At 39.4% G+C, this 16,163-nt stretch carries 21 protein-coding genes; 10 read left to right on the forward strand and 11 right to left on the reverse strand.

Annotated elements, in window-relative coordinates; translation table 11 throughout:
• Nucleotides 1–18: 18 nt before the first annotated feature.
• Entirely contained in the window at nucleotides 19–2,661 is a 2,643-nt protein-coding gene (acnB, locus tag DSM106972_RS15490) for a bifunctional aconitate hydratase 2/2-methylisocitrate dehydratase (RefSeq protein ID WP_127081535.1), read from the reverse strand.
• Between the two features lie 229 nt (nucleotides 2,662–2,890).
• On the opposite strand from acnB, the gene DSM106972_RS15495 reads away from it, so the two are divergent.
• Nucleotides 2,891–3,208, forward strand: a complete 318-nt coding sequence (locus tag DSM106972_RS15495) for a 2Fe-2S iron-sulfur cluster-binding protein (RefSeq protein ID WP_127081536.1) — start codon at nucleotides 2,891–2,893, stop codon at nucleotides 3,206–3,208.
• A gap of 58 nt (nucleotides 3,209–3,266) precedes the next feature.
• Here DSM106972_RS15495 and DSM106972_RS15500 read toward each other — a convergent pair whose 3' ends face one another.
• The 3 genes from DSM106972_RS15500 to DSM106972_RS15510 form a co-directional block, all read right to left on the reverse strand.
• Nucleotides 3,267–3,605 (reverse strand): type II toxin-antitoxin system PemK/MazF family toxin, encoded by a 339-nt coding sequence (locus DSM106972_RS15500; RefSeq protein WP_127081537.1) that lies wholly within the window; start codon nucleotides 3,603–3,605, stop codon nucleotides 3,267–3,269.
• On the reverse strand, nucleotides 3,592–3,810 hold the full coding sequence (locus DSM106972_RS15505) for a toxin-antitoxin system, antitoxin component, Xre family protein (RefSeq protein ID WP_127081538.1): 219 nt from the start codon (nucleotides 3,808–3,810) through the stop codon (nucleotides 3,592–3,594). The genes DSM106972_RS15500 and DSM106972_RS15505 overlap by 14 nt, the downstream gene beginning before the upstream one ends.
• A gap of 223 nt (nucleotides 3,811–4,033) precedes the next feature.
• Complete coding sequence (locus DSM106972_RS15510; protein ID WP_127081539.1) at nucleotides 4,034–4,666, reverse strand: Hsp20/alpha crystallin family protein; 633 nt, start codon at nucleotides 4,664–4,666, stop codon at nucleotides 4,034–4,036.
• 395 nt (nucleotides 4,667–5,061) lie between these two features.
• Here DSM106972_RS15510 and DSM106972_RS52190 point away from each other — a divergent pair, with 395 nt between their 5' ends.
• Together DSM106972_RS52190 and DSM106972_RS15515 are read left to right on the forward strand one after the other, a co-directional pair.
• The gene (locus tag DSM106972_RS52190) at nucleotides 5,062–5,238 is read left to right on the forward strand and encodes a DUF8621 family protein (protein WP_170213577.1); all 177 of its coding nucleotides are present in this window, start codon (nucleotides 5,062–5,064) and stop codon (nucleotides 5,236–5,238) included.
• A 116-nt stretch (nucleotides 5,239–5,354) separates the two neighbouring features.
• A complete protein-coding gene (locus DSM106972_RS15515) occupies nucleotides 5,355–5,957 on the forward strand; it encodes a hypothetical protein (RefSeq protein ID WP_127081540.1) in 603 nt (200 codons plus the stop codon).
• A 72-nt stretch (nucleotides 5,958–6,029) separates the two neighbouring features.
• Here DSM106972_RS15515 and DSM106972_RS54910 read toward each other — a convergent pair whose 3' ends face one another.
• Nucleotides 6,030–6,152: a hypothetical protein gene (locus DSM106972_RS54910; RefSeq protein ID WP_267901116.1), complete on the reverse strand. Its 123-nt coding sequence runs from the start codon at nucleotides 6,150–6,152 to the stop codon at nucleotides 6,030–6,032.
• Between the two features lie 123 nt (nucleotides 6,153–6,275).
• On the opposite strand from DSM106972_RS54910, the gene DSM106972_RS15520 reads away from it, so the two are divergent.
• The 3 genes from DSM106972_RS15520 to DSM106972_RS15530 all read left to right on the forward strand — a co-directional run bounded on the left by DSM106972_RS15520 (nucleotide 6,276) and on the right by DSM106972_RS15530 (nucleotide 8,470).
• Nucleotides 6,276–6,665, forward strand: coding sequence for a hypothetical protein (locus DSM106972_RS15520; protein WP_127081541.1), 390 nt, complete (start codon nucleotides 6,276–6,278; stop codon nucleotides 6,663–6,665).
• A gap of 55 nt (nucleotides 6,666–6,720) precedes the next feature.
• Nucleotides 6,721–7,782 (forward strand): DUF3326 domain-containing protein, encoded by a 1,062-nt coding sequence (locus tag DSM106972_RS15525; RefSeq protein WP_127081542.1) that lies wholly within the window; start codon nucleotides 6,721–6,723, stop codon nucleotides 7,780–7,782.
• A gap of 106 nt (nucleotides 7,783–7,888) precedes the next feature.
• Nucleotides 7,889–8,470, forward strand: coding sequence for a CPBP family intramembrane glutamic endopeptidase (locus DSM106972_RS15530; protein ID WP_127081543.1), 582 nt, complete (start codon nucleotides 7,889–7,891; stop codon nucleotides 8,468–8,470).
• A gap of 22 nt (nucleotides 8,471–8,492) precedes the next feature.
• Here the strand turns inward: DSM106972_RS15530 and tsf are convergent, their stop codons facing one another.
• From tsf to DSM106972_RS15550, 4 genes are read right to left on the reverse strand one after another with little or no spacing between them, the layout of a single operon-like run.
• On the reverse strand, nucleotides 8,493–9,101 hold the full coding sequence (tsf, locus tag DSM106972_RS15535) for a translation elongation factor Ts (RefSeq protein WP_127081544.1): 609 nt from the start codon (nucleotides 9,099–9,101) through the stop codon (nucleotides 8,493–8,495).
• 24 nt (nucleotides 9,102–9,125) lie between these two features.
• On the reverse strand, nucleotides 9,126–9,563 hold the full coding sequence (locus DSM106972_RS15540) for a hypothetical protein (protein WP_127081545.1): 438 nt from the start codon (nucleotides 9,561–9,563) through the stop codon (nucleotides 9,126–9,128).
• 3 nt (nucleotides 9,564–9,566) lie between these two features.
• A complete protein-coding gene (gene rplL / locus DSM106972_RS15545) occupies nucleotides 9,567–9,944 on the reverse strand; it encodes a 50S ribosomal protein L7/L12 (protein ID WP_127081546.1) in 378 nt (125 codons plus the stop codon).
• An 11-nt stretch (nucleotides 9,945–9,955) separates the two neighbouring features.
• Entirely contained in the window at nucleotides 9,956–10,639 is a 684-nt protein-coding gene (locus tag DSM106972_RS15550; protein WP_127081547.1) for a hypothetical protein, read from the reverse strand.
• Nucleotides 10,640–11,264: 625 nt separating this feature from the next.
• Between DSM106972_RS15550 and DSM106972_RS15555 the strand changes: the two genes are divergently transcribed.
• The gene (locus DSM106972_RS15555; protein WP_127081548.1) at nucleotides 11,265–11,720 is read left to right on the forward strand and encodes a response regulator; all 456 of its coding nucleotides are present in this window, start codon (nucleotides 11,265–11,267) and stop codon (nucleotides 11,718–11,720) included.
• Nucleotides 11,721–11,724: 4 nt separating this feature from the next.
• Here DSM106972_RS15555 and DSM106972_RS15560 read toward each other — a convergent pair whose 3' ends face one another.
• Complete coding sequence (locus DSM106972_RS15560; protein WP_127081599.1) at nucleotides 11,725–12,156, reverse strand: Na-translocating system protein MpsC family protein; 432 nt, start codon at nucleotides 12,154–12,156, stop codon at nucleotides 11,725–11,727.
• A 348-nt stretch (nucleotides 12,157–12,504) separates the two neighbouring features.
• A complete protein-coding gene (locus DSM106972_RS15565) occupies nucleotides 12,505–13,926 on the reverse strand; it encodes an NADP-dependent isocitrate dehydrogenase (protein WP_127081549.1) in 1,422 nt (473 codons plus the stop codon).
• A 353-nt stretch (nucleotides 13,927–14,279) separates the two neighbouring features.
• Here DSM106972_RS15565 and DSM106972_RS15570 point away from each other — a divergent pair, with 353 nt between their 5' ends.
• The 3 genes from DSM106972_RS15570 to DSM106972_RS15580 all read left to right on the forward strand — a co-directional run bounded on the left by DSM106972_RS15570 (nucleotide 14,280) and on the right by DSM106972_RS15580 (nucleotide 15,969).
• The gene (locus tag DSM106972_RS15570) at nucleotides 14,280–14,459 is read left to right on the forward strand and encodes a hypothetical protein (protein WP_127081550.1); all 180 of its coding nucleotides are present in this window, start codon (nucleotides 14,280–14,282) and stop codon (nucleotides 14,457–14,459) included.
• A 23-nt stretch (nucleotides 14,460–14,482) separates the two neighbouring features.
• Entirely contained in the window at nucleotides 14,483–15,199 is a 717-nt protein-coding gene (locus DSM106972_RS15575; protein WP_127081551.1) for a GUN4 domain-containing protein, read from the forward strand.
• 365 nt (nucleotides 15,200–15,564) lie between these two features.
• Nucleotides 15,565–15,969 (forward strand): hypothetical protein, encoded by a 405-nt coding sequence (locus DSM106972_RS15580; RefSeq protein ID WP_127081552.1) that lies wholly within the window; start codon nucleotides 15,565–15,567, stop codon nucleotides 15,967–15,969.
• The last annotated feature ends 194 nt before the right edge of the window (nucleotides 15,970–16,163 follow it).

Consider the following 16,163-nt stretch of genomic DNA (forward strand, 5'->3'; position numbering starts at 1 on the left):
CAAGACAAGACATAAAAACTATTTCACGGTTAGTTCCAAAATCTTCTCCTCTTCTTTACTTATCACTCTTCCTTCATCTTCAAACCCGCTTATTTGGTCAAAGTTCAAGTACCGATACAAATTATCTGCAAACGGTTGAATCTTCGTCGCCACAATATCCAAATACTCTTGTACTGTAGGAATTCTACCTAGCAGCGCGCACACAGCAGCTAACTCTGCAGAACCTAAATACACCTGAGCGTCTTTACCCATGCGGTTATTAAAGTTTCTGGTGGAAGTTGAAAATACTGTTGTTCCATCTTCAACTCTGGCTTGGTTGCCCATGCACAAACTACAACCTGGCATTTCTGTCCGCGCGTTTGCTGCTACAAAAATATCATAAACACCTTCGTTCTTTAACTGTGTTTCGTCCATCCGTGTTGGAGGCGCCACCCATAACCTTGCTGAAACCTGACCGGCGCCTTCTAACACCTTCGCAGTTGCACGATAATGTCCAATGTTGGTCATGCAGGAACCTACGAATACTTCTTGTACTGGGTCGCCTGCTACTTCTGATAGTAATTTAACGTTATCAGGGTCATTTGGCGCCGCTACAATTGGTTCTTTAATTTCGTTCAAGTCTATCTCGATAATTTCCGCATATTCCGCATCTGCATCTGCTTCCATTAATACTGGGTTTGCTAACCATTCTTCCATTTTGGCAACACGGCGCATGATGGTTCTAGCATCACCGTAACCTCGCGCTACCATATTTTTAAGCAGTGCTACGTTGGAGCGGATATATTCGGAAACTGTTTCTACACTGAGTTTAATTGTACAACCGGCACAGGAACGTTCGGCGGAAGCGTCGGTTAATTCAAATGCTTGCTCGACTTTTAAGTCTGGCAAACCTTCGATTTCCAATATCTTTCCAGCGTAAATGTTCTTTTTGTTCTTTTTCTCAACTGTTAGTAAACCTTTTTGAATCGCTACGTAGGGAATTGCATTTACAACATCGCGTAATGTAACACCTGGTTGTAATTCTCCTTTAAAGCGTACTAATACTGATTCTGGCATATCTAAAGGCATTACACCTAAAGCTGCTGCAAATGCAACTAACCCAGAACCTGCGGGAAATGAGATACCAAGAGGGAAACGTGTATGTGAGTCTCCACCTGTTCCTACTGTGTCAGGTAATAACATCCGGTTTAACCATGAGTGGATAATTCCATCACCAGGACGTAATGCTACACCTCCACGTTGAGCTATAAAGTCGGGGAGTTCTTTATGGGTTTTGATGTCTACTGGTTTGGGATATGCAGCAGTATGGCAGAAGCTTTGCATTACTAAGTCAGCGCTAAAACCTAGACATGCGAGTTCTTTGAGTTCATCGCGCGTCATTGGCCCTGTGGTATCTTGGGAACCAACGGTTGTCATAATAGGTTCGCATGATGTCTCAGGACGAACTCCTGGTAAACCGCAAGCTTTACCTACCATTTTTTGTGCCAAGGTGTAACCTTTACCTGTGTCAGCTGGTTGTTGAGGACGGGTAAATAATTTGCTTGCTTCTAAACCTAGAGCTACGCGCGTTTTGTCTGTGAGGGTGCGTCCGATAAGTAAGGGTATACGTCCACCAGCGCGCACTTCATCTAAAATTGTGTCGGGTCTTAATTGGAATGTTGAAATAACTTCTCCGGCTTCGTTGGTAATTTCTCCTTTGTAAGGATATATAGTAATTACCATCCCTGTTTCCATTTTTGTGACATCGCAGTTTATTGGCAAGGCGCCTGCATCTTCTGCGGTATTGAAGAAAATAGGGGCAATAGTGGCGCCAAGTACATACCCACCCGCGCGCTTATTAGGAACGAAAGGAATATCTTGACCAATATGCCATAACACCGAGTTGATAGCTGACTTCCGTGAGGAACCTGTACCTACTACATCTCCAACGTAAGCAATGGGGTGTCCTTTTTTCTTTAGTTCAACAATAGTTTCTAAACTTCCAGGTTGCCGAGTTTCCAACATCGCTAAAGCATGTAAAGGAATATCGGGACGAGTTGTAGCGTGTTGTGCCGGTGATAAATCATCGGTATTGGTTTCACCAGGTACTTTAAAGACAGTGACGTTAATAAATTCTGGTAACTGCGCGCGCGAAGTAAACCATTCAGCTTCTGCCCAAGAGTCTACAACTCGCTTCGCAAAAGGATTCGTTTTAGATAATTCAATAACATCATGGAATGCATCATATACGAGCAATATCTTACTCAAAGCCGCAGCCGCATATGCAGCTATTGGTTCCTTACCTTGTCCCCCCATTACTAACGGGGTTTCCGAAGATGTAGATACTGAAACGGTTGGGACTTGTAACAAATCGATGAGCGATTGGACGTTGTAACCGCCCATCATTGTACCCAATAACTCAACTGCTTCTATCGGGGAAACCAAAGGACTAGTAATTTCTTCCTTGGCAATACCCGTTAGGAAACCAGCTTTAACATAAGCAGCAGGGTCAACACCGGGTGGTACTCTGTCACGTAATAAATGCAGTAATGTCTGTTCCTCACCCGCAGGTGGATTTTTCAGTAGTTCGCACAGTTCTGATGTTTGTTTTGCATCTAATGGCAGCGGTGGTATTCCTAGTGCTGCTCTCTCTTCAACGTGTTTGCGGTATGATTCCAGCATTCTGCTCTCCAAGTATCAATCCAACTTTTTAGCGGTGACAGCCAAATTTATAAGTGTTTGTAAGCCTCTAGCTTATAATAATCACTGTATCGCCAATTATTATAAGGATAAAGGTAAATTGTCCTGACTCCTGAGTTAGTGTTAAATATAGCTACAAGTTTGGTAGGATACAATTCTTTGAGTTAAAATATTGCGCTTGTCTATTACAGCGTTATAATCAAATCTCCATATGACACAAACATATACCGTTGAACTAAACCATCAGGGTAAAATTCTCACCATCCAAGTACCCGAAAACGAAACAGTTTTAGCAGTAGCAGAAAAAGCCGGTCTAGAACTACCCGCTTCATGTCATGCTGGTGTTTGTACTACATGTGCAGCAAAAATTACCAACGGTGGGACAGTAGACCAAAGCGAAGGTATGGGTATTAGTCCTGAATTACAAAAACAAGGTTATGCGCTGCTTTGCGTTTCATATCCTCGCTCTGATTTGAAAATTGTAACCGACCAGGAAGAGGTTGTGTATCAACAACAATTTGGGAAGTAAGCTTGGCAACGGATATAACGGATGTAACGGATAGTTGATCTTTCCATCCGTTACATCCCTAACCTAAAATAGTTGTCAACAAGTTTTGTAAAGCTTGGTAGTCAGATTCTTCAAGCCGCCCTAACTTTTTTATCACAAGTTTTATATCAAGAGTTGTTAAAACTGGTTTAATAATTGAAGGCTTAATTAAGCCAGCATTTTTCCAGTTAGTGATTGTCATTTCACCAAAATAGCTTGCTGGGTTTGCTTGACTAGTAACACCAATTAGTATTAAATCTAAGCGTTGAAGATGATAATCGTCAGAACTAACAATAATAGCTGGGCGCTTTTTGGTAGTGGTCTGGTCAGTAAAAGGGAAAGGCACTAAAACAACATCACCAAATTCATAATTTGTCATATTCTGCATCATCAGGATTATCCCAGATTTTTTCAAAAGCTGGCTCAGAAAGCTTTGCTGCAACGAAAGCTATCTCACTATCTGTATTGGTGGTATTTTTTTTATAGAGAGAGTCAATGAACTCTTCAACCTGCAATATCTGTTCAGGAAACAATCCGCGAATTTTATCAATTACTCTTTGTTCCGTTGTGCTATCAGCTTGCATTCTGAAAATTCTCCTTTCAAGGACACACTACTATCCTACTATTAAATCTTGCACGAGTAAGTTGTGATTATTAACTTTTTTTAATAAATGCTATTTGTAAGTGTATGTACACACCCTGCGATAATTTGGGGAAACAAGAAACCCACCCGTTAGTAAGGGTGAGTTATTAGAATCTAGGCGTTGAAATCAAAAATAACGCGCTACTAAATTTCAAAATCTTACATTATGCTGCCCAAACATCTTGGAGTTCTTCAGCCATGTAAGTAGGTTGAGCAACTTCAGTCGCTACGACTTCGCTCTTCTCTTGAATAGGTTGAACTTCTTTAATTGCTGTGGTAGGTTCTAACTCTTGAGTAGCTGGTGCCTCAGTAGCTTTAGTAGGTTCTGTCTCTTGAATAGCAGGCGCCGAAGTTGCAGGAGCATTGCCTAATAAGTTAACTTTCACAACTTGATTACGTGCAGCGCTTGCTTTGGGTAATGTCAAAGACAAAATACCATTCTTGTATTCAGCTTGCACCTTATCATTGTCAACTGCAACAGGCAATTGAATCACCCGTTGGAACTTGCCATAAGTAAACTCAGAACGGAAATAACCAATCTTCTCAGTTTGATTGTTGTCACTCTTTTCACCAGAGATAACAACCGCTTGCTTGGTAACGCGAATATCTAAATCTCTTGCATCGATACCAGGAATTTGCGCGCGTAAAACCAAAGCTTCATCAGTATCTTGCAGTTCAACTGCTGGCTTAAAAGCTACCATTTGAGGTTGACGTACCATCATATCTCCAAACATAGAATCCATTGCACGACGCATAGCTTGAATATCACCTTGACGTTGCCAGCTGATAATAGCCATATCTAAATAATCCCTCGATTGCTGCGACTTCATTAATCTTTGTTGCATATGTCCCTATTGTGCCAATTCTGTGCATACAGACAGTGAGGTAAACCGGATGAGCAAAGCAGTAAATACCGCAGTAGAGGCGGGTTAACCAAAAATCCTCAACAAAAACGAAAAATTATCGTAAACCCGCCTCGGTGTAGGGTTAACCAAAAATTCTCAACAAAAACGAAAAATTATCGTAAACCTGCCTCGGTGTAGGGTTAACCAAAAATCCTCAACAAAAACGAAAAATTATCGTAAACCCGCCTCGGTGTAGGATTAACCAAAAATCCTCAACAAAAACGAAAAATCATTGTAAACCCGCCCCGGCGCCAGCTATATTTATAAACAAATCTGGATATACAACTATGACCACACATTTCATCAGCGCGGAAATCGATTTACAAGAAACCCCAACCGAACTACAAAAAGCCGTAGAAACAGAACTGAAAAAACAAGGTGAACCCCTACGCTGGGCAATCACCTCTGTAGACACAGAACAACAAAAAGTCAAAGTAGAAGCAGTAGTAACAAAACAACCCTAAAAAATAAAAAATCTTCAAAAATCTCTTGTGGGGCGGGCATCCCTGCCCGCCTCTAGATAATATCTATCATATAGACAGGCTATCCTACAAGATATACATGCCACAGGAGTTACATTGTGCCTTACAGTCAATTCAAAACATTGACAAGTGTAAAGTCAGCATTTGGGATTGTCACCCGTGAGAATGTGCGCTTCTTACCCCAGCTATCACCCTTAGAGCCTTCTTTAACACTTCAAAATTTTTTAGAATATAGTTTACCTATAGCAACGGCAACAGGAAGTGAGAAAGCTCGTTCAGAGTTAATAATCAGCCCTGTTTTATTAGAAGTGCGTCAAATTTTACAACAAAAAATCAGCTTTTTTTCAGGCGAGGATTTTACAGTTGATGAAGCACTAGGTTTAAATGGGACTTGTGATTTTCTATTAAGTCGCTCCATAGAGCAAATTGAAATTGAAGCACCAGTTTTTATTTTAGTTGAAGCAAAAAAAGCTGACCTGAAAACGGGTTTGGGGCAGTGTGCTTCAGAGATGGTAGCAGCACAGATGTTTAACCAGATGAAAGGGCAGTCCATCGCTACAATTTATGGCTGTGTTAGCAATGGGACTCAATGGCGTTTCATGCAATTACAAGAAAAGGTTTTGACGATAGATTTGAATGATTATCCTTTACCTCCTGTAGGGCAAATTTTAGCTTTTTTAGTTTGGATGGCAGAGAATTAGTTGAAATCCACTGCTTCATTGCAATGCTGTCTAATTTCTTCTGATGTTAGCGGGTACAGATAATCGTAAACTTCACGATGTCATTTCAGTGGGAGTTCCAGAATTTAAACCTTCTAAAAGCATTGCTTCTAAATGCTCTTCTGATATACATATTGCACTTTGAGGTTTAGGAGAGTGAAAGCCTTGACGCTCCATTGCTAGAACTTCCTCTTTTAACTTGTTCTCTATATTAATTCTACACCAGTACTAAAAATTAGCATATTGTTATAAAAGTATTTTTACTGGGAATAATAATACTGTAAATAAGATTAAGGTAATATGCGTGTAACGGTTAGTTCATTAAGGCTCTTCTTTTATTTTATCGGCGCCTTAAGTGGCTTTGGCAGTTTAATAGCTTTGTCAAATAGTGGTAATATAATTGATTTATTATTAAATTTTTTTAGGTTGTGCTTTTCAGTAGGGCTTTTATATATTGGCTTTACATTAAGGCAAATGCTTGTCAAATCACCTGAAATTATTCAAATCGCTATCAATATCCAAATTATCATCGTTAGCGTTTCTTTTGGAATAAGTTTACTTAGTAGACCATCTATTCCTTATGTTATGGGAGCAATGGCTGGTATGGGTTTGATGCATCTACTTTGTTTTTACTGTCTAAGTAATGTCAAGCGACTATCTACGGAGTTGAGACAGTTGAAACAAAATTAGAGAAACCGGGTTTCTTTTGGTAAAGTGTTGAAGAAACCCGGTTTCAAATATTTATATGCGTCCATATACTGCAATTTTAATTATACCTACTGGGATCGGCGCCTCTATTGGTGGTTATGCGGGTGATGCGTTACCAGTGGCGAAGACTTTGGCACAAGTTGTAGATAGACTTATTACGCACCCTAATGTGATGAACGGCGCCATGTTGTATTGGAATATTCCGAATGCGTTGTATGTTGAAGGGTATGGACTTGACAGATTTGCGGCGGGTGATTGGGGGTTACGTCCGGTTCATAATAATAAGATAGGTTTGCTTTTAGACCAGGGTATTGAGCCTGATTTAAGATTACGACAGTTACAAGCTGTTGATGCTGCTAGGGCGACTTTGGGAATTACGGTGACTGATTATGTAGTGACAGATGCGCCGTTGAATGTAGAGTTACGTACTTCGGAGTCTGGCGCAAGTTGGGGTACTATTGGTAATGCTGATAGTTTGTTGCGGGCAGCAGATACTTTGATCAATAAAGTAGGCGCCGACGCTGTAGCTGTTGTGGCGCGGTTTCCTGATGAAGTTGATTCCGAGGCAGATAAAAATTACCGTTTGGGTAAGGGTGTTGATTTAATAGCTGGCGCCGAAGCGGTGATTAGTCATTTGATAGTACGCGAGTTTGAAGTTCCGTGTGCCCATGCGCCTGCTTTTTTGCCTCCTCCTTTAGATATAAATTTATCCCCACGTTCGGCGGCGGAGGAAATAGGTTATACTTTTCTTCCAAGTGTTTTAGTTGGCTTGAATAAGGCGCCGCAGTTTATTGTTAAAGATAAGCATGGCTATATGAGTGAACCAAATGATATTTGGGCAAGTCTTATAGATGCTGTGATTGTACCTGCGACTGCTTGCGGTAGTAGTGCAATACTAAGTTTGAGTCAAAAGTGTCTAATTGTTACAATAGAAGAAAACGAAACACAGTTACAAGTTCCACCTGAGCCAATAGGGGTAAAATCAATACAGGTAAGTTCGTACCTGGAAGCGGTAGGTGTGATAGCGGCGCATAGGGCAGGTGTTAACCCCGAAGCGTTAACTTCGATAACTACATCGCTTAGGTTCTTGAATATATAATGAATTCCTAACTCCTGTACGGGCGGGTTCACCTAAATTTTCGTTATCAACGCAGGATACAGCTAAACCCGCCCCTCCTAACTCATAACTATTAAATAAATTACTCGTGGCGCAACAGCAAAACCAAGAACCAGAAATTCCATTTTTAACTCGCACCCAAGTGCTGATAGCAATGGGAGTGACGGCAATTATTCTATGGATAGTTGCTAAACTCTGCTTACAATTTGCTAATGTTCCACTTATGGCTTGGCGTTGGGATGAAGCAGCATTTTTTTCGGGTATTATTTTAGGACTCGCAATTACTGCGTTGAGTGGAGTTGCTTATCGCTTTAGTCCTGATTATCGTCGCAGTGCTGATTATTATCTTGAAATAGTTTTAAAACCTTTGGCTTTACCTGATTTGATTTGGTTAGGTTTGTTACCTGGGTTAAGCGAAGAGTTATTGTTTCGTGGAGTGTTATTACCTGCTTTAGGCGCCAGTCATTTGGCTGTGTTTGTTTCTAGTGTTAGTTTTGGAGTTTTACATTTAAGTGGACCGCAGCAATGGCCTTATGTTGCATGGGCTACTATTGTTGGATTTGTTTTTGGTTATAGCGCTTTGATTAGCGGTAATTTACTTGTGCCTATTGTTGCTCATATTGTGACTAATTTGGTTTCTAGTTATTTGTGGAAAATAAAAAAAACGTAGGGTGCGCACTGCCCACCTTACATCAGCTTGGTATTTCACCTAACACAAAACGTACAAAACGTTTTACTTGGATGTTTTCTCCTAGTTTGGCGATGTTTTGCTTGATTAGTTCTTCAATTGTTATATTGGAGTCGCGCGCATAAGGTTGGTTGAGTAAGCACATTTCTTTTAAAAGCTTCTCAATTCTCCCTGTAACAATTTTGGCTCTAATGTTTTCTGGCTTGTTTGCTAAGTCATCGCGTCCCATTGCAATAGATTTTTCTTTCTCTACTACATCAGCAGGAATATCTTCGACTTTTACATACTCCACATCTGGAGATGCTGCGATTTGCATTGCGATATTACGTACAAGGTTTTGAAATTCTTCTGTACGTGCAACAAAATCTGTCTCGCAGTTAACTTCCACTAATACACCAACTTTTCCACCTGTGTGTATATAACTACCAATTACCCCTTCTGCCGTAGTACGCTCTCCTTTATTTCCTGCTGAAGTTATACCTTTTTTTCTTAACCATTCTTCAGCTTGAGTAATGTCACCATTACAAGCTATCAAAGCTTCTTTGCAGTCCATCATCCCAGCATTAGTCTTACGCCGCAGTGCTTGAACTAATTTTGCTGATATATTTGTCATAAAATCATAATTTGTTCTTACAAATTAACTATCCGTTACATCCGTTGTATCAGTTGCCAAGGCTTTCAAATCTGGTTCAACCCAATTAGCGCGCGCTTCCCTAGAGATAAGCAAATCATAGCTATAATATTGCAATGGAAGATTCTTATCAAAATTACTAACTAGTTGATTTGCTAGTTGTAGTATGGAGCCTTTAGCGTCCGTAGATAATAAAAAACTTTGCACTACTTGAATCCAAAATAAGGTAATGGTTTCGTGATAACCGCTATTGAGGGTATTCTGAATACCAATAGCAACGTTATATTTTTGGATTCCTTGACTTATATGCTTTACTGCTTCTTGTAATTCGTAGTTTTTGAGATACCACAAAGCTACTGTTAGATGTGCTGCATGAGTCCATTCTCCATGTGCTAGGGTGCAGTTATCGAATGCTGCTACCAGATTTTCAATATCGCTCATCATGAATTATATGATTGAAATAGTGGCGCCTGCATCTTCAAGTTGCTTTTTAATATCTTCAGCTTCGGGTTTGCTAATTCCAGATTTGATGGTTTTTGGTAGTGACTCTACAAAGTCTTTGGCTTCTTTTAAACCTAAATCTGTAATTTGACGCACTGCTTTTAATACTGATATTTTTTTACCAGCAGGCGCCGCTTCGAGAATAACATCAAATTCAAAGCGCACCTCTATGTCGTAATCTAGTAGAGGTATGGGAAAACAATTTGTGGAACTATGTGTAGTATATAGATTGAATGTATCTTTAATATCCTCAACTAGTTCGGTTGTTTCGAGTGCGGATAAGGTTTTGAGTTGTTCGAGTATTTCTAATGTTTTATATGACATTTGTTTCGTTCCTATTTAATTTGTTGCAAAATCAATTTGATTTCTTTTTTGTTACACTGGCGCCTGCGAGCTATGTAAATGCTTCCGTCTATGTTTCTAATTTCTGAATGCAATTTTTTATCTATGGCGCCGCATGGAATATCGAAAGTAAGCAGATACCATAAGTCGTTTATTTTACGGTACTCTTTGTATTTATCTACTACTACCAGGTCATCTGGCTTTTTCTTAGGAATTTTTGGTAGCTTTTTTGCTAAACAAAGAATGCCTGTTTCTGGATGTACATATAGTGCATCTTTCCATTTTCCTAGAGGATAAGCGTGGTATAAATTGTGCCGAGAATAGGGTAGTCGATCAATAAATATTACATGACGCTCTACCATTTGCCATAAATGAGATATCAGGTGTTGCCCCGCAAGCGTTTTGGTTTCTATTTTCTGGCATAGTTCGCTGTATACAGCATCCCAAGGTTGCCCAACTTTGGATTTTAACCAACGCTCTAATGGTGATAAGTTATCAGAAAAATATTTTGTACGCCACTTGTTTTTTATCAAGTAATGACTAAATAATCCGTCTTCGCTTGCTTCTTGCGTAATTTGGCTGAGAAACTTTTTATACCCTGTTACTTTCTTTTGGCTTATTCTTCTTCCGTTACGTGGACGCTCTATTACTATCTGCCCCAAACGATGTTCGCTCATATTGGAAAACAATGGCTAGTTTACTTACTTGGTTGGTGTATGTAGTGTTTTGATGCGGTTGGTTGATTGTTAAGTAAGCTACTTGCATTGTTTTCCTCCTTGTAGTTTGTTTCTATATTACATACTACACTTATACTACAAATGATGTCAAGAGGTTTTGTTGGGTTATGCATAGCTAAAGCCAACCTACGCAACTTGTAGTATTTTTGTATGTATTGTCGAATAGTTAAATTTACTTATTGGATGGTTTTGCTTAAGGGCATATAATCATCAGGCACGCATTTCGGGTTGCTATTTTTAGGATTTAGTAACTTTCGTTACAAAAAATCATTTAATTTGTGAACCTACTTGCATTATTTTTAAAAAATAATTAAATTTATGAAGATTTGAGAAGAATACTGATATCATTATCAACTATTTTTTTCTATAATCGAAGAAGTGTATTCGCGGTCGCTCTATTTGAGAAGTTCTTTCCTCAGTTTTGTATGTGAGCAAAGACAACCAGACTAATCATTGTTGAGCGCGAGCCAGTCTAGTATGGATGCAGTTTTTTCCGTTCGCTAGGCGCCTTGCTCTCGTTTGGCTTTTCAAAGTAGTCCAAAGTTAGTCTTTTGGAGACGACAAAATGGAACTGGCGCGTGAGTTTATGAATCAAAACAAGGTGCAGAGCTTCATGTCACCCCTAGTTTTAGTGGTGGAAGACAATGAAGATAATTTAGTGCTGATGAGATATGCGCTAGAAGCTGTTGGGTGCAGGTCTATTTGCTTGCAAGATAGCTATAGTGCTGTTGTTTTAGCTAAAGAGCATCAACCTGACTTGATATTGTTGGATGTTTTATTACCTGGTTTAAGCGGTATTGATATAGTAAAGCTTTTGAAGCGGGAGCCTTTGACTTATCATATACCCGTTGTCGCTGTTACGGCCTTAGCGTCAGCGGAGGATAGAGAGCGTATTTTATTCGCTGGTTTTAATGATTATCTTTCAAAGCCTTTCATGATTGAGGACTTTGAATTTATGATACATCAACACCTAGATAGAAAGCTCAATCCTCACGCTAGTATTAATTCGTGCTTGGAATAATCTTTTAGTTTGATTCTTCTTCGTGTCGATTATTTCCATCCCGTCTCCTAAGTTTTGCGTTAGCAGAGGGAACCCGAAAGTTGGGTAGGTCGCTTAAAATTACAATCATACCAGTACGCCCAGTCTCTAACTTAGCGTCGCTAAGTACTTCAACTACATCAACGTTCAAAATTTCCTGCACTATATCTTTTAGCTGGGGCCGAATTGCTTCGTCTAAATCGGAACGAACCTGTTCTGCTAACTCTTGATGACCTTGTTGTGCTAGCAATTGTTCCGGTGGTGTAATAGAATCTTCGATTACAATTACCAAATTGCGGTCATTTAATTGACAAGTAACTTTACTTGGTTGATGTCCTAGCTGTTCCCGATAGAAACCTTGAATACGCTGTGATAGTGTACGTTCTATTTGTCCTCGGGTAGGTGTAGTAGTCGTCATGTTTCTGATGTCCATAATTATTTAGACTTTTATCAATTTGCTATAAAGGTTCGCTATTAGCTGTAAGCCATTAGCTAATAGTTATTTCAAAAGTTTAGTTGTCAACCGCTCACAGTATAATTGAAAGTTAGTTGTCTAGAAATGACTATGGGTAATAATAACGACTACTTCACGCTAAAATCACCATCCACACGTAGTATTTATAAAGATGTTTATTCGACCGCAAGGTTGAAGTGTAAAAATCTAAAGTAATGAATTGAGTTAGGATAAAGTTTTAAAAGTAAGTGAAAACCCTTTACAGCAAACGTTTTCACTCCTTTTATTCTTTACCCAAATATTAAAAAATTGTTAATTGAACCTTTTGATTATTGCGTCAGCAAATTCGGAACACTTGAGAGGTTCAACAGCGGGTTCCATTAACCGTGCTAGGTCGTAGGTAACTTGACCCGAAGCAATGGCGCCTCCTAGTCCCTTTTTAATTAAGTCAGCAGCTTCTTGCCAACCCATATACTCAAGCATCATCACACCAGACAGTATCACCGAACCTGGATTAATTCTGTCTAAACCAGCATGTTTCGGCGCCGTTCCATGGGTTGCTTCAAATACCGCACACGCATCACCAATATTGGCGCCAGGTCCCATACCCAAACCACCAACTATTGCAGCAGCAGCATCAGACAAGTAGTCTCCGTTGAGGTTCATCGTAGCCAAAATCGAATACTCATCAGGACGAGTTTGAATTTGTTGAAAAATACTGTCGGCAATACGGTCATTGACCATAATTTTATCTTTCCACTTGCCTGCACCGTGAGTATCCCAAATTGCGTTAAGAACTGTTTCAACTTCCTTGACTATTTGCGCTTTTTTCTCTGGTGTGAGGGCATCATATCCAGGGTCTATCATGTGCGCGTTTTCTTCTAACGTAATATTAGGATTCTTTTCTTTATTTTCCAAAATCCATGATTCGCGCTCAGTAACACACTCGTTACGAAACTCACTCGTAGCTAATTCATAACCCCAGTCACGAAAGGCGCCTTCGGTGTACTTCATAATATTACCCTTATGCACCAAAGTCACCATCTGCTTTTGTTTTGGTAACGTTAAAGCGTGTTTAATAGCACGTCGCACTAAACGCTGCGAACCAGTTTTACTAATTGGTTTTATACCAATACCCGAATCAAGAGGGATTTGCTTTTTACCGTGTTCGGGAGTCGCTGGTATTAGTTCTTCGTTCAGAAGTTTGATTAATCTGGTACCAATTTCATCACCTTGTTTCCACTCAATACCTAAATAGATATCTTCAGTGTTTTCACGGTAAACAATTACATCAAGCTTTTCAGGGTTCTTGTGGGGAGAAGGTGTACCAGCATAATAACGACAAGGACGTACACAAGCATAAAGGTCAAAAATTTGACGTAAAGCCACATTTAAAGAGCGAATACCACCCCCAACAGGAGTAGTAAGAGGACCTTTAATAGCTAAACCATATTCTTTAATCGCAGTTAAAGTATCTTGAGGTAAATACTGATATGTACCATATAAATCACAAGCTTCATCACCAGCATAAACTTTAAACCAGCTAATTTGACGTTTACCTTTATATGCGGTTTGAACTGCTGCATCTAAAACTTTCTGAGTCGCTGGCCAAATATCGATCCCCGTACCATCCCCTCGAATAAACGGTATAATTGGATTGTCTGGAACCACTGGTTCACCGTTTTTAAAAGTAACTTTTTCTCCCGTCTTCGGTGGGGTAAGCTTTTCGTACATTACAACACTCCTAAATTTTTGCCGCAACACAATATAACCCGTCAGTAGGTTCGGGTTTATTAAACAAACACGTCTCGTTTCCGCAGATTTTCCTGTTCTATTCTCACATCATGAGGCGCCTATTTATTAGAGCCGATTCAAGTAATGCATTTGTGCTATGCAAACGCTAATCGCAATGTACGAATTATATAGCAAGTTCAAATAAATTGTTAATTTTGACTTTTGCATTCATTTGTACTGTTTTATCATACTGATAACCATTAGCTATATAAATGCCAAGTATTTGTAATTTATGCTCTATAAAGGGTGCCTGATTAGTGTAGGCTCTTAGATATACAGCAAAATACCAGCAAATGACCCAAAAACGCGAAATAACAATTCGAGTGAGTGAGCAAGAGTTTGCTATGTTAGAAACGCACTGTCAAGCGGTGGGTCGGACAAAAACCGACATTTTGCGCGAATTTATCAGAACTTTAGGCAAATTTGCTCAAAATAACCACGCTCATTCCCTTAACAAATCTACAAATCTTTAGACTGTGTTTTTTAGAGAAACTGCATGACGACAGACCCAATGATTTTATCAAGCTATCCAAGTGATATCGATTCACTCCGCGTCCAGTTAATTGATGGGTCTTTTCAAGCTCAACAACAGCTGATCCCCCAGTTAGTTAGTCGTGGTGATAATGGATTCGATATATTAATGGAATTTTTATATAATCGGCGCCAAACCCCAGTCAGCTTGGTAGATGGCAAAGTATATCAAATATTGTTTAATTCTGAATATGGGAAAGCTAAAGAATTTTTACAAACCTACTTTCCTACGGGTGTAGTACCACTGAAATCAGAATGTGCTATAGATTATAGTCCTCTGCAACAGTTATTAGCTGTTCAAGATTTTCAAGCTGCCGACAAAATGACAATCCAAAAGATGTGTGAACTTGCGGGGCCTAGTGCGAGCGCACGTAAGTGGTTATATTTTACTGAGGTAGAAAGTTTTCCTATAACCGATTTACAAACAATAAATCAGTTATGGCTTATTCACTCAGAAGGGAAATTCGGTTTTTCTGTACAGCGTGAAATTTGGCTTTCTCTCGGTAAAAACTGGGATAATCTCTGGACAAAAATTGGCTGGAAATCTGGTAATAACTGGACAAGATACCCGAACGAGTTTATATGGGATTTAAAGGCGCCGAAAGGTCATTTGCCTTTATCAAACCAGCTTCGCGGTGTGCGTGTTATTGCCTCACTCCTAACACATCCAGCATGGAGCTAATTGTCTACTCTTGTGGAATGGGCATCCTTGCCCGTTCCAAACTTGTCTCATACACAAGGCGGGCAGGGATGCCCACCCCACAAGACCCCACAAGACCCCACAAGACCCCATAAGACCCCATAAGACCCCATAAGACCCCACAAGACCCCACAAGAAAAGTTTGAGCATTTGTATTTATAAGTTAATAAGTATTTTTACGGCAAATAAATAAATAATAAACTCTACTTAACAGCAGTTTTACTTAATTATTACAAATAAAATTTCTACTAAAATTTCTATATCTATTAACAACAATCCCACTTACATTTGTGATGCCCTATAGCTATACTCGTTAATATAGGCAATAGGAATCAAAGCTTAAATCTATGTTAAACAAATCGTTGATGATAGTTATTGTAACAGGTGTAGCGCTAAATATGCTGGTGCCGCGCGCTTTTGCACAGAATGCTCGAACGCTCAGTACTGACCAAGCACCAGAATATAATCAAGCCGGGATATTGACGACACAACCAGCGACTATTGATAGTAAGTGGGGTAATCGCATAGAGCAAACAGACACTTTTAATCAATCAGCTAGCTCTATATCTATAGTACGTGAAGACCAATGCCGTAGAATTGACGCGCAAGAAATACTTAATGACCCAGGTTCGTTTTTTAGAGAATGTCCAACAGTAGAAAAGACACAAACACCTGAATTAGGCGAAAAGCTTCAATATTTTACAGTACCTAAACTCGATTCAGGGGTTAAGCTACAGATTACAGACTTTTAGGGCTAATTTTTAAATTATTTAATAAATCAAGTTAGCAGTAAATATCTTTTTTAAAATCAAAATAAAAATCAAAATTTATGGTTCAAGTCATCAAAGCAAAGGATGTTACTCAGAAGTTTTTTTCCATGTCATGCTGAACGTAGTGAAGCATCTCTATAAATTATCGAAGCATCTCTATAAATTATCGAAACCTT

This window comes from Dulcicalothrix desertica PCC 7102, assembly GCF_003991905.1.
GTDB lineage: Bacteria > Cyanobacteriota > Cyanobacteriia > Cyanobacteriales > Nostocaceae > Dulcicalothrix > Dulcicalothrix desertica.

What these genes read in the sequence shown, in the direction of transcription:
- acnB (WP_127081535.1), bottom strand. Translation starts at nt 2,661, where the DNA reads ATGCTGGAATCATACCGCAAACACGTTGAAGAGAGAGCAGCACTAGGA.
- DSM106972_RS15495 (WP_127081536.1), top strand. Translation starts at nt 2,891, where the DNA reads ATGACACAAACATATACCGTTGAACTAAACCATCAGGGTAAAATTCTC.
- DSM106972_RS15500 (WP_127081537.1), bottom strand. Translation starts at nt 3,605, where the DNA reads ATGACAAATTATGAATTTGGTGATGTTGTTTTAGTGCCTTTCCCTTTT.
- DSM106972_RS15505 (WP_127081538.1), bottom strand. Translation starts at nt 3,810, where the DNA reads ATGCAAGCTGATAGCACAACGGAACAAAGAGTAATTGATAAAATTCGC.
- DSM106972_RS15510 (WP_127081539.1), bottom strand. Translation starts at nt 4,666, where the DNA reads ATGGCTATTATCAGCTGGCAACGTCAAGGTGATATTCAAGCTATGCGT.
- DSM106972_RS52190 (WP_170213577.1), top strand. Translation starts at nt 5,062, where the DNA reads ATGACCACACATTTCATCAGCGCGGAAATCGATTTACAAGAAACCCCA.
- DSM106972_RS54910 (WP_267901116.1), bottom strand. Translation starts at nt 6,152, where the DNA reads ATGGAGCGTCAAGGCTTTCACTCTCCTAAACCTCAAAGTGCAATATGT.
- DSM106972_RS15520 (WP_127081541.1), top strand. Translation starts at nt 6,276, where the DNA reads ATGCGTGTAACGGTTAGTTCATTAAGGCTCTTCTTTTATTTTATCGGC.
- DSM106972_RS15525 (WP_127081542.1), top strand. Translation starts at nt 6,721, where the DNA reads ATGCGTCCATATACTGCAATTTTAATTATACCTACTGGGATCGGCGCC.
- tsf (WP_127081544.1), bottom strand. Translation starts at nt 9,101, where the DNA reads ATGACAAATATATCAGCAAAATTAGTTCAAGCACTGCGGCGTAAGACT.
- DSM106972_RS15540 (WP_127081545.1), bottom strand. Translation starts at nt 9,563, where the DNA reads ATGATGAGCGATATTGAAAATCTGGTAGCAGCATTCGATAACTGCACC.
- rplL (WP_127081546.1), bottom strand. Translation starts at nt 9,944, where the DNA reads ATGTCATATAAAACATTAGAAATACTCGAACAACTCAAAACCTTATCC.
- DSM106972_RS15550 (WP_127081547.1), bottom strand. Translation starts at nt 10,639, where the DNA reads ATGAGCGAACATCGTTTGGGGCAGATAGTAATAGAGCGTCCACGTAAC.
- DSM106972_RS15555 (WP_127081548.1), top strand. Translation starts at nt 11,265, where the DNA reads ATGGAACTGGCGCGTGAGTTTATGAATCAAAACAAGGTGCAGAGCTTC.
- DSM106972_RS15560 (WP_127081599.1), bottom strand. Translation starts at nt 12,156, where the DNA reads ATGACGACTACTACACCTACCCGAGGACAAATAGAACGTACACTATCA.
- DSM106972_RS15565 (WP_127081549.1), bottom strand. Translation starts at nt 13,926, where the DNA reads ATGTACGAAAAGCTTACCCCACCGAAGACGGGAGAAAAAGTTACTTTT.
- DSM106972_RS15570 (WP_127081550.1), top strand. Translation starts at nt 14,280, where the DNA reads ATGACCCAAAAACGCGAAATAACAATTCGAGTGAGTGAGCAAGAGTTT.
- DSM106972_RS15575 (WP_127081551.1), top strand. Translation starts at nt 14,483, where the DNA reads ATGACGACAGACCCAATGATTTTATCAAGCTATCCAAGTGATATCGAT.
- DSM106972_RS15580 (WP_127081552.1), top strand. Translation starts at nt 15,565, where the DNA reads ATGTTAAACAAATCGTTGATGATAGTTATTGTAACAGGTGTAGCGCTA.